This is a genomic window from uncultured Chryseobacterium sp., from assembly GCF_936933875.1.
Lineage (GTDB): Bacteria > Bacteroidota > Bacteroidia > Flavobacteriales > Weeksellaceae > CAKZIK01.
Window position 1 is genome coordinate 1 of record NZ_CAKZIK010000024.1, and the last position, 10,805, is coordinate 10,805.

General features: G+C 37.8%; 11 protein-coding genes. 3 read left to right on the forward strand and 8 right to left on the reverse strand.

Annotation, left to right across the window (positions count from 1 at the left end):
* Nucleotides 1-259: HU family DNA-binding protein (locus Q0252_RS04060; protein WP_297984081.1), on the forward strand; the 259-nt coding region annotated here is incomplete at its 5' end.
* A gap of 50 nt (nucleotides 260-309) precedes the next feature.
* Here Q0252_RS04060 and pdxH read toward each other — a convergent pair.
* Nucleotides 310-954, reverse strand: coding sequence for a pyridoxamine 5'-phosphate oxidase (gene pdxH, locus Q0252_RS04065; protein ID WP_297984083.1), 645 nt, complete (start codon nucleotides 952-954; stop codon nucleotides 310-312).
* 54 nt (nucleotides 955-1,008) lie between these two features.
* On the opposite strand from pdxH, the gene Q0252_RS04070 reads away from it, so the two are divergent.
* Both Q0252_RS04070 and Q0252_RS04075 read left to right on the forward strand, forming a co-directional pair.
* Nucleotides 1,009-1,557 carry a YqgE/AlgH family protein gene (locus tag Q0252_RS04070; protein ID WP_297984084.1) on the forward strand — a complete coding sequence of 183 codons (549 nt, stop codon included), beginning with the start codon at nucleotides 1,009-1,011 and terminating at the stop codon, nucleotides 1,555-1,557.
* A gap of 104 nt (nucleotides 1,558-1,661) precedes the next feature.
* Complete coding sequence (locus Q0252_RS04075) at nucleotides 1,662-2,255, forward strand: N-acetylmuramoyl-L-alanine amidase (protein ID WP_297984086.1); 594 nt, start codon at nucleotides 1,662-1,664, stop codon at nucleotides 2,253-2,255.
* Between the two features lie 144 nt (nucleotides 2,256-2,399).
* Here the strand turns inward: Q0252_RS04075 and Q0252_RS04080 are convergent, their stop codons facing one another.
* The 7 genes from Q0252_RS04080 to Q0252_RS04110 form a co-directional block, all read right to left on the reverse strand.
* On the reverse strand, nucleotides 2,400-3,212 hold the full coding sequence (locus Q0252_RS04080) for an aminotransferase class IV (RefSeq protein ID WP_297984100.1): 813 nt from the start codon (nucleotides 3,210-3,212) through the stop codon (nucleotides 2,400-2,402).
* Between the two features lie 121 nt (nucleotides 3,213-3,333).
* Nucleotides 3,334-3,720: an START-like domain-containing protein gene (locus tag Q0252_RS04085; protein ID WP_297984088.1), complete on the reverse strand. Its 387-nt coding sequence runs from the start codon at nucleotides 3,718-3,720 to the stop codon at nucleotides 3,334-3,336.
* Between the two features lie 353 nt (nucleotides 3,721-4,073).
* Nucleotides 4,074-5,249: an aspartate aminotransferase family protein gene (locus Q0252_RS04090; RefSeq protein ID WP_297984090.1), complete on the reverse strand. Its 1,176-nt coding sequence runs from the start codon at nucleotides 5,247-5,249 to the stop codon at nucleotides 4,074-4,076.
* A gap of 140 nt (nucleotides 5,250-5,389) precedes the next feature.
* A complete protein-coding gene (locus Q0252_RS04095; RefSeq protein ID WP_297984092.1) occupies nucleotides 5,390-7,126 on the reverse strand; it encodes an OstA-like protein in 1,737 nt (578 codons plus the stop codon).
* Nucleotides 7,126-7,599: a Fur family transcriptional regulator gene (locus Q0252_RS04100; protein WP_297984094.1), complete on the reverse strand. Its 474-nt coding sequence runs from the start codon at nucleotides 7,597-7,599 to the stop codon at nucleotides 7,126-7,128. Before Q0252_RS04100 ends, Q0252_RS04095 begins: the two co-directional genes overlap by 1 nt.
* A 73-nt stretch (nucleotides 7,600-7,672) precedes the next feature.
* Nucleotides 7,673-9,667 carry a KUP/HAK/KT family potassium transporter gene (locus tag Q0252_RS04105; protein ID WP_297984096.1) on the reverse strand — a complete coding sequence of 665 codons (1,995 nt, stop codon included), beginning with the start codon at nucleotides 9,665-9,667 and terminating at the stop codon, nucleotides 7,673-7,675.
* Between the two features lie 103 nt (nucleotides 9,668-9,770).
* Nucleotides 9,771-10,754 carry a pyruvate dehydrogenase complex E1 component subunit beta gene (locus Q0252_RS04110; protein ID WP_297984098.1) on the reverse strand — a complete coding sequence of 328 codons (984 nt, stop codon included), beginning with the start codon at nucleotides 10,752-10,754 and terminating at the stop codon, nucleotides 9,771-9,773.
* Nucleotides 10,755-10,805 lie beyond the last annotated feature (51 nt).

Genomic DNA, 10,805 nt, shown 5'->3' on the forward strand with positions numbered 1-10,805 from the left:
TAAAGATGCCGGAATTACTAAAGTTGCTGCTAAAGCTGCTCTAGAATCTTTTATGTCTAACGTAATGGGAACTCTAAAGAAAAAAGACGGTAAAGTGTCTTTGGTAGGTTTCGGAACTTTCTCAGTTGCTGAGAGAGCTGCAAGACAAGGTATTAACCCTGCTACTAAAAAACCAATCAAAATTGCTGCTAAAAAAGTTGCTAAATTCAAAGCTGGTGCTGATTTGGCTAACGCAGTTTCTGGTGCTAAGAAAAAATAATCATTAAGTAATTAATGAACATGAGGAACCCCGTTTTTAACGGGGTTTTTTTATGGTGCTAATCGGGAAATTTTCCAATCAAAATCTTCCTGAAGTTCATACAGAATTCTGTCGTGAAGACGGTTTGGCCTTCCCTGCCAGAACTCTATTTCATAAGGCTTTGCCAAATATCCTCCCCAGTTTTCCGGTCTTGGAACTTCCCTGCCTTCATAAGATTTTTCTAATTCCTTCAATTGATTTTCTAAAAATTCTCGGTTTGGGATTTCTTTACTCTGCGGCGAAACTACAGCTCCGAGCTGACTTCCTTTTGGTCGCGAAGCAAAATAACCATCACTAATATTCTCGGGAACCTTTTCCAAATCTGCTTTGATGATGATTTGTCTTTCCATCGAAGGCCAGAAAAAATGCAGACACGCTTTGTGCGTTTTTTCAATAGCATTACCTTTTCTACTATGATAATTGGTGTAAAATGTGAAACCTTCCCAACTGTAGCTTTTCAGCAAAACCATTCTAGTCCTGGGGCAGCCGTCACTTTCTATTGTAGAAATCGCCATGGCATTGGCTTCTGAAACCGCTGGATTTTCTTCAGCCTCCATAAACCAGTCGCGGAACTGCTCAATTGGATTTTGTTTTACCTGATTTTCAAGCAATTGAGATTTCTCGTAAATTTTTCTTTTATCGTGAAGGTTTTCCATTTTATTTTTTTATTAAATTTGATTAGGCTTTCGTTCAGAAACCCGATTTCTCCAATGAATTATTCTTACAAAGGTAAAATATTAATTTCCACTCCTGATGTCTCCGGAGACATTTTTTCGCGTTCTGTGGTGCTGATGATTGACCATAATGAGAACGGTGCTTTCGGTTTGATTTTAAATAAAAAAAACACGGAAATAAGCAGAAATATGCAGGGTATTTTTGGCTTTCCTGTGGAAGTTTACGAAGGAGGACCTGTGGAGAACAATAAAATATTTTTCATTATTAAAGGCAGTCCTGTCCCTGAACATTTTGAAGAGATTAATCAGGATTATTACATTACCGAGGATGTTGAAAAAATCGTTGCAGAAATTGTAGAAGGAAGACTTCCCTTACATAACGTAAAAATTTTTTCCGGCTATTCGGGTTGGGCTGCGCAACAGCTGGAAAGCGAAATTCACCGTAAAATGTGGACAGTGGTAGATGTTTATAATCTGGATTACACTACACCAAACGACCAAGGCCTATGGAAAAACATCATGCAGAATTTGGGCGGAGAGTTTTTACTTTGGGCAAACGCACCGGAAGATGTTTCCCTGAACTGACTTTAATAAATCATTAGAAATTTTTAACAAATTTTTATCTTTTCCGTTGGCCAAAGTTTTCTGAAAAATTTATTTCTTTGTTTATAACCAAAACAAAAAAAACCATGAAAAAATTGATCACATTATTTTCAGCTTTAGTTTTCAGTTCTACAGTTCTTTTCTCTTTCAACAACACCAAAAAAACAGTAATTATCGATGCAGGACATGGCGGAAACGACCATGGTGCAACGTATAATGATGTTTTGGAGAAAAACATTGCTCTTTCTGTGGCTTCAAAAGTAAAATCGTTGAACAAGGATGAAAACACTGAAATCATTTTGACAAGAGAGAACGACAGTTATCCTTCTCTTTCGGATCGTTCCGCATTTGTTAACAAGAAAAATCCTGTAATGGTGATATCGCTTCACCTTAATAGAAATTCTGAAGCCAACACGCATAGAAACGGTACGGAAATTTATTATTCTGAAAACAATGAGAAAGCTGAGGCTTCAAAAATTTTAGCTGAAAAACTGGCTTCAAAATTCGAGAATTCTTCGGTAAAATCTCAGAATCTACATATTTTAAGAGCGTCAAAGTCTCCGGCGCTTTTGGTAGAAATGGGCTTCATCAATAATAAAGAAGACAGGGAGTTATTAACCAGCCAACACGGACAAAATCAGTGCGCGCAAAAAATTCTGGATTTCATCAGCGAAAATTAAATACACTTATTGCTACGGCAATTCAAAACCTGGTAAACGACTTGTGAAAAGGTTATTTACCGGGTTTGTCAATTTTACTAGGTTGGGAGTTGGAAGCTCGAAGTTCGAAGTTAAATGGACCATTCACAATTCATAATTCATAATTCATAATTCACCAAAAGAATTTCTCCACGACTTTAAAATCTCGGCAAATCTCTCCGTCCTAAATTCTTTATTTCTGATTTTTTTCACCGCAAAAATTCCTTTAAAATCAGAAATCATCAGGATTTCTTCGGCTTTCTGAGATTCAAAAGCAATGATTTCAGCTTCTTCAATTTTCGCAAGATTATTTTTATGAACGTAAGTCACAAAATTTTCCATCAAAGGAGAAATATAAGCACCGTCGGTTTGTTTAGGTATTTTAATGGTTTCACGTTCCAGAAACAAAAGATTTCCGTAAATACTTCTTGCCACTTTCTTGTTCGGATTCAGTAAAATAACATCATCCAAATCATTTTCGCGGGCATAAATTTCTGCGTAAATATTTTCCGGACTGTGAACTCGAATGTTGCTCAAAAGATTGTTATTGACATGGATTTCCTTTATCATATCCATCCCAATCTCTTTTTGTTCAGATAAAACATCGTTCATTTCTACCACATCGAAACTAAAAGCCACTTCCGATTTCTGCAACGGATTTTCATCCGCATTTCGGTACACCAAAAACTGAATAATTCCGTTCGAGATTCCTTTCTCTATTACATTTTCGGAAAAAAGATTTTGAAAAAATTCAAGGGTGTAACTTAAAGGAATATTCATGCGCATTTTCCTCATGGAAGCCATCAGGAAAAAATAGCATTCTTCAGCCATAATCAGTTCGCCGTTTCGTACAAAAAAGGAAACTTTTACGGCGTCACCCAATAAAAAAGCCCTGTTATGAGCCTGAAAATTTTCGGAAGTAAAATAGGAATTCAGCATCATCAATTTTAAAACTTTGCAAAGGTAGCGTTTCCGCCTTTAACACAGAAAAAACACTACCATAAACCAATAAAAAAGTGAACGAAAAATTTCGCTCACTTTCTTTATATTGTTCAAAAACTTAGGCTGCGCCTAACTTAATCTGTAAATTTTCAATCAAATTTTCCCAGTACAGTTTATTTTCATTTTCATCTCCGGCTTCGCAGAAATCTGTAATATTCAGCGCCAAATCTTCAGTAATTTCATCGATAACAATCGTCATTTCGAAGAAATTTTTTGTTCCCTCGTCTTCTTCCCAACGGAAACGCACAAAACTTTCCGGCTTATAACGAATCAAAGTGGCCTTTTCTGCAGGTCCGCCTCCCCAACTGAAATAAAAATCGTCTCCCTTCTCCGTCACCTCATCCGCAAACCATTCTGAAAGACCTTCAGCACTTGCCAAATATTCATACAAAATCTCTGAAAGACAATGCATTGGATATTCGTACTGCACTTTATGTTTCGCCATATTGCTCACTTTTTAATGTCTCGCAATATATAAATTAATTTTTTATCAATGCAATACTTTACGTTTAAAAATTAAGAAATTATAGGGAGCAGAAAAGAAGTTTTTTTCCGAAAATCTCACCCGCTGTCACTACTCGCTTCCCGATGAATCGGGAGAGCTCAAACAGCCCGTTCCATCGGGGCTAGAAAGAACTTTCGGTTTGTTTTTCGAAGATTTTCAAGCTAGATGTTTTACACCTTTCGCTCCTACGGAGCTCATAATTCTTGAATTTTTTTTTCTATAAACATTTCCCGGCGTTGCCACTCAGATATTTGCTGTTTTTTTTAGTAAAGAGAAAATCTAGTTTGGGAAAATCAGTCCTCGTTTAAAACTTCCAGAATAATCGCACAACCTTTTCGGATTTCTTCGTCGGTTAAAGTTAAAGGTGGGGAAATTCTCAGATATTCATTTCTGTAGAGTTGCCAGAAAACGATGAGGCCTTTTTCCATGCAGCGTTTTGCGACATCCAAAGTATATTCCGGAGTTCCGAGATTGACGGCCAACATCAAACCTTTTCCATTGATGTTTTTAATTTTTGGGTGAACCAACAGTTCGCGGAATAGTTTTTCTTTACTTTCCATTTCGTTCATCAAACCGCTGTCCAAAACTTCTTTCAAAGTGGCATAACTTGCAGCCGCAATCAATGGGTTTCCTCCGAAAGTGGTGATGTGTCCCAACTTTGGCGAATGTGAAAGGGTTTCCATGATTTTTCGGGAACTCATAAAAGCTCCTACGGGAACACCGCCTCCCATTCCTTTTCCCATGACCAAAATATCAGGAACAATTCCGTAATGTTCGAAGGCAAAAAGTTTTCCCGTTCTTCCAAATCCGGGCTGAATTTCATCCAAAATCAACAAAGCGCCAACTTCTTCGCAACGTTTTTTCAGTTTTTTGAGATAATCTTTTTCGGGAACTAAAAATCCTGCAGCACCTTGAATGGTTTCTAGAATAACTCCGGCTGTTTTCTGCGTAATTTTTTCCAAATCTTCCTCTACATTAAACCCGATAAAAGAAATATTCGGCAATAACGGACGGAATTCCCTTTTATGAAATTCATTTCCTGAAACCGAAAGTGCACCGTGCGTATTACCGTGATAAGAGTTTTTGAAAGAGATGATTTCTTCTCTTCCGGTGTATCGTTTTGCTAACTTCAAACTTCCGTCAATGGCTTCTGCACCAGAATTGACAAGATAAGTTACCTCCAAAGGTTCGGGAGTTGCTTCGGCTAAAAGTTTGCACAATTTTACCGGCATTTCCTGCGCATATTCTCCGTAAACCATCACGTGAAGATATTTGTCGGCTTGTTCTTTTATAGCCGCAATAATTTTTGGATGACTGTGTCCCAAAGTATTAGCTGAAACTCCGGCTACAAAATCGAGATAGGCTTTTCCGTCTTTTCCGTAGATATAGTTTCCTTCGGCTTTTTCTACTTCGAAACCGGCAGCAAATTTTGTGGTTTGGGCTTGATAGTTAAAGAAATCGTTCTGCATTTTTTAAATTATATTTTTATTAGAAATCCTGAACCGTGCCCCGACTTGAGTGGAAATCCTTTTGTTTTTTCGCGGCGGCTTCGCCGCCGCGAAAAAACAAAAGATTGGGAACGGAAGGCGGAAAAGGCACCCAAAAAAAATTATTTCTTGACCCTTTTCGGTTTTTTGGCTTCTTCTTTGGCTTTGGCATCATCTACGGCTTTTTGGGCGGCGTCGTACAAAGCATTATCGGAAGCATACTGTTTGTCGGGATAATTTGGAGAATCCACCAAAATATCCTGCCATTTTCGGAGTCGGTCCTTCGTATTCCAATTGAAATCCGGGAAAAATCTTTTTTCTCGCGAAATCATACTCATCGGATAGGTGTCGGCTTGAGCTCCTACATTACACTCAATCACCTGAACCGTTCTCGCATCAAACATCGCCTGAAGTGTTCCACAAGTGGAAAGCGTAACTCCGAAACGTTCAATTTCCTTGGTTTTTTCGTTTTCGGAATCGGCATACGTTATTGCCTGTGCATTTCCGAGTGACTGTGCGAGTTTTATTTCGTTTTCTTTGTAATAAACCGTCATCAGTTTTCCTTTTACCTGATGAAATTCGTCTTTCATGTTCACAGAATCCACTTTGCTGATTGCAAATGCGTTTCCAATAACTTTCAGGGAATCGATATACTCGTTTTGGGTATCGAAATACGCTTCGATAACGTCTCCGGTAACCTGTCTTTCGCCGCTCCACAAAATTGGTTTTCCGTAGAGGTGAAGAACGCCGTCGGTTTCATCAAAAGCCAAAGAATCTGCTCTTGCCTGCGCGTTGGACTTGTAAAACCTTGCTTTGTTATAGGCTCTTAAGAAGCTTCTTTTCTTTAAAGTTCCATCTGCTTCTTGATAGGCCAGAATTTTTTCAGCACCAAAAAAGGCGGAGTCTTTTTCCAAAATTTTTACGGCGTAAGGTTTTTCGGTAATCATTGCAGAATCCTGCTTTTCAAAAATTTCGCCGTAACCACCTCTAATGTATCTTTTTTCCAAAGGGTCGCGAAGCAACACATTTCCACGCGCTTTCCCAAATCCTGTAATTTGGTTGTAATACATATCATCGCCCGTTAAAATCTTGTTGTTATAATGAATCCTCGAATTTTTTTTGAGGAAAACTTCTTTGGTGTTCATATTATAACTTCCGCTTTCGGTATAAACACGGTTTGCGGGATTCGCACGGTTCGTAATTGTTGTTGGTCCGGTAAAAGTAGCGGTATTGGTATTTTGGTTCTGAATAATATTTGCACCTTCTACAATATAATCCGGATTATCAATTTTTACGTTTCCGCTTAAATCAATAATTCTTGTCGAAACATTGTAGGTTGCGGCTCTTGTATAAATAACGTTGCCTTGTCTCGTAATGGTTCCGCCGGAATTGAAATAGGCTTTATTGGCTTTTCTATCGTAGTAAAGGGTTTCTGTTTTGATCGTTTGCGCAGGGTCGGTTAAATTAACTTTTCCTCGTGCAATTCCACGTTCGGTATTTCCGTCGTATTCCATTTCATTGGCGGTGATAACGGAACCGTCTGCATTTCTTAACACTACATTTCCAATGGCTTTAATAAAATTTTGTTCTCGGTAAAGAATAACCAAATCTGCATTCAGGTAAGAACCTTGGTGTTCAAACTGAACATTTCCCTGAAAAAACGGATTTCCGTTGTATTTCCCGGGTTCAACACCAAAAGTATCGGAATGGATGTGCTGAACTTTTGTTGCAGGATCAGCTGCAGCGGTTGTTTTATTGGTAAAAAAAGGATCTTTTACCAAAGGATCTTTTGGCTGTGTCGTAATTTGTGCAAATGTGTTGACGCAAATAAACAGAAGAAGCAGAAAAAATTTGTTCATTAATCTTTTTTGGTGCCGTAAAAATAAAGTGAATGAGAATCAATATTTACGCCAAAAGCCTGTTCAATTGCTTCTTTAATTCCCTGAATTCTTGGGTCGCAGAATTCGATAATTTCTTCAATTTCCTTGTCGGAATCTTTTTTGTAAATCACCAAATGGTCGTGCTGCTTATCGAAGTATGATTTTTCGTAAGAAGAAGACGTTAAAGTTTTTTCGCCGAACTGATGTTTACGGATTAAACCTGCATCCAGAAATATCTCAATCGTATTGTAAATAGTTGCTTTTGAAACATGGTATTTTTTCTGAATCATCAGCAGATACAAATCGTCCACATTAAAATGCCTATCCAAACTGTAGATTTCCTCTAAAATGGTGTATCGTTCCGGAGTGTTTCGGAAGCCTTTTTCCTGAAGATAGCTCTTCAGGACATCTTTTATAGTGGTGATATTGAGTTCTTTCTGTTTCGTATCCATCAATAGAAATTATGCACAAATTTATTGATTTTAATCTTAAAAAAAAATCCTTCAAAACTGAAGGATTTATATTCTAAGAATTGTATCTATTAAAATCGAGCTGTTTAATTTTTTTCGTAACAATATCCTGATCCAGCAAGGGTGCAGATTCTACCACAACATTATGCGGAGAAACGCCCCACGCTTTGAAATCGTCACTGCCAATATACTTCACAAAGTTGTAAATATTAAGAACAATTTTTTCTTTTACCGTTAGAAGTTGATCGTTGATATACGTATTATCAATTATAACATATTTTAAATCGGGAGCAATATTATGAGCTCTTAAGGAAGGATGTGCACTTCTTGAGGGAATGATCTCTTCTGCCATCATGTCTTTCAGAACATCGTCAAAATAATCGTTAATTCTTCTGTCGATTTTAAATCCTAAAAGGAAGTTGATTCTGTAAATAGTTCCCGGCATAATTTCGTCCATTGAATATTTGAAAGAATACGGATCTTCCTGATTCACAATATTTAAGATAAAATAATGGTCAGCTCTTTTCGGCTGTTTTCTAATGATGGAGTAAATAATTTTTGCTTCAATTTCATTTTCTCTTTTCGCACGGCTTAAGAAAGCGAGATTGGTTGCATATTTGGGAATGGTTTCATCCAGTTTCATGTCTTTAATAATGGGAACATATTTTTGAAGCTTGACAAACTTGATGAATTTATTTTTAATCTGTCTACCGTTAAACCAAGCATACATGCAAACTCCAATAAATCCACCGAGAACCATTGTTAACCAACCTCCATCAAAAAACTTGATAACGTTTGAGTAGAAAAAGCCAAGTTCAATAGCCAGATAAAGTCCTAAAAATCCAAAACGCAATATTGGATTAATTCTTAATCCTTTCAGCCAGAAATAAAGCAAAACCGTGGTCATCAACATGGTAATGGTAATGGTAAGACCATAAGCAGCTTCCATTTTGCCTGATTCCTGAAAATACAGAACTACACCAATACACATAATCAAAAGCGTCCAGTTGATTCTCGGAATATACATCTGTCCTTTGATACCGGAAGGATAATCAATTTTTTGGTTGGGCCAAAAATTAATAGACATCGCTTCCGAGAACATAGTAAACGCACCTGTGATTACAGCCTGACTCGCGATAATTGCAGCTGCAGTTGCTAAAATTACACCCGGAAGTATAAGATATTCCGGCATAATTCCAAAAAAAGGATTCAGTCCTTTTTGCTGAACAATAGTAATATTATCTAACAACCAAGCTCCTTGTCCAAGATAATTCAGAATCAGCATTACTTTTACAAAAATCCAACTCACGCGAATATTTTTGATACCACAGTGACCAAGATCAGAATATAATGCTTCCGCTCCCGTAGTACAAAGAAAAACTGCTCCCAAAATTATGATTGCACTTGGAGAATGTGAAATCAGTTTATAAGCATAATATGGATTAAAGGCTTTAAAAATTTCAAGATGATCGCCTAAATGAAGGGCACCCATAACTCCTAAAAACAAAAACCATAGCACCATTACCGGTCCGAAAAACTTCCCAATAAAGGCCGTACCAAACTGCTGCACAATAAATATGACCAGCAAAATAATACAGGTGATGAGTACCACCGGAGTATTCGGATTAAAAATTTTTAGACCTTCAATAGCAGACATTACTGTAAGAGAGGGTGTAATTACACTGTCTGCAACAAGCGTTGCAGCACCAATCAACGCAATAATGTACAGATACCGTAACCGGAATTTTTTTACCAGAGAGTACAATGCCAGAATCCCACCTTCACCACGGTTGTCTGCACGAAGTGCGATGATGACATATTTGAGCGTGGTTTGCAGCGTCAACGTCCAAATGATACAGGACAGTGCACCTTCTATGTATTCATCCAAAGGAAGTGAGGTACTTTCTTTACGGGCACTTACAATAGCCTTCATTACATATAAGGGGGAAGTTCCGATATCGCCGAAAACAATTCCCAGTGAAACTAATACACCAACCGCTGATAATTTTTTAAGGTCGAAATGGTGACCTCCTTCTACAACTTCTGCCATAACAGAAAAATGAATTTTAAATGAGCAAAGTTAGAATAAATTTGCTTCCAAAAACTGAATTAACTCCAATAAAAAAACTCCCAAAAAGTTTGGGAGCTTCGTTTTATACTTTGATGTACATTGCTTTTTTAATTTCCTCTTTCACTTTTTCAAGCTTAGGGAACCATTCTGCAAATAATGCTGCAGAATAAGGAGCCGGTGCATCCGGAGTTGTAATTCTCTTAATTGGAGCATCCAAATAATCGAAAGCTTTTTGCTGAACCATGTACGTAATTTCTGAAGCCACTGAAGCAAAAGGCCACGCTTCTTCTAAAATTACCAGCCTGTTGGTCTTCTTTACGGAAGACAAAACGGCGTCATAATCCAAAGGGCGAACTGTTCTTAGGTCGATAACCTCAACCGAAATTCCTTCTTTTTCCAAATCTTCCGCTGCCTGAATCGCCAACTTCATAATTTTTCCGAAAGAAACCAAAGTTACGTCTTTTCCTTCTTTTTTGATATCTGCTTTTCCGATTGGGATGTAATATTCTTCTTCAGGAATTTCCATTTTATCTCCGTACATCTGTTCAGATTCCATGAAAATTACCGGGTCGTTATCTTGAATTGCTGTTTTCAACAATCCCTTTGCATCATATGGATTTGAGGGAACCACTACCTTCAAACCAGGGCAGTTTGCGTACCATGATTCCAAAGCCTGTGAGTGGGTAGCTCCCAACTGACCAGCTGAAGCTGTAGGACCACGGAAAACAATAGGACAGTTCCACTGTCCACCGCTCATTTGGCGAATTTTTGCAGCATTGTTAATAATTTGGTCAATCCCAACTAATGAGAAGTTGAACGTCATAAATTCGACAATCGGACGGTTACCGTTCATTGCGGAACCTATAGCGATACCGGAGAAACCAAGTTCTGCAATAGGAGTATCAATCACTCTTCTTGGTCCGAATTCGTCCAGCATTCCTTTGGAAGCTTTGTAAGCTCCGTTGTATTCTGCTACTTCTTCACCCATTAAATAAATGGATTCGTCCTTGCGCATTTCTTCGCTCATCGCTTGACAAATCACCTCACGGAATGTATATTCTGCCATAATTTTTAAAAATTTGAGAGTACAAAAATAAGAAATTATGTTATACTTTCT

Excerpts from the sequence above, each read along its gene's own strand:
- Q0252_RS04105 (WP_297984096.1), bottom strand. The coding sequence starts at position 9,667 with ATGGCAGAAGTTGTAGAAGGAGGTCACCATTTCGACCTTAAAAAATTA.
- pdxH (WP_297984083.1), bottom strand. The coding sequence starts at position 954 with ATGGAAAACCTTCACGATAAAAGAAAAATTTACGAGAAATCTCAATTG.
- Q0252_RS04075 (WP_297984086.1), top strand. The coding sequence starts at position 1,662 with ATGAAAAAATTGATCACATTATTTTCAGCTTTAGTTTTCAGTTCTACA.
- Q0252_RS04080 (WP_297984100.1), bottom strand. The coding sequence starts at position 3,212 with ATGCTGAATTCCTATTTTACTTCCGAAAATTTTCAGGCTCATAACAGG.
- Q0252_RS04095 (WP_297984092.1), bottom strand. The coding sequence starts at position 7,126 with ATGAACAAATTTTTTCTGCTTCTTCTGTTTATTTGCGTCAACACATTT.
- Q0252_RS04070 (WP_297984084.1), top strand. The coding sequence starts at position 1,009 with ATGAATTATTCTTACAAAGGTAAAATATTAATTTCCACTCCTGATGTC.
- Q0252_RS04085 (WP_297984088.1), bottom strand. The coding sequence starts at position 3,720 with ATGGCGAAACATAAAGTGCAGTACGAATATCCAATGCATTGTCTTTCA.
- Q0252_RS04090 (WP_297984090.1), bottom strand. The coding sequence starts at position 5,249 with ATGCAGAACGATTTCTTTAACTATCAAGCCCAAACCACAAAATTTGCT.
- Q0252_RS04100 (WP_297984094.1), bottom strand. The coding sequence starts at position 7,599 with ATGGATACGAAACAGAAAGAACTCAATATCACCACTATAAAAGATGTC.
- Q0252_RS04110 (WP_297984098.1), bottom strand. The coding sequence starts at position 10,754 with ATGGCAGAATATACATTCCGTGAGGTGATTTGTCAAGCGATGAGCGAA.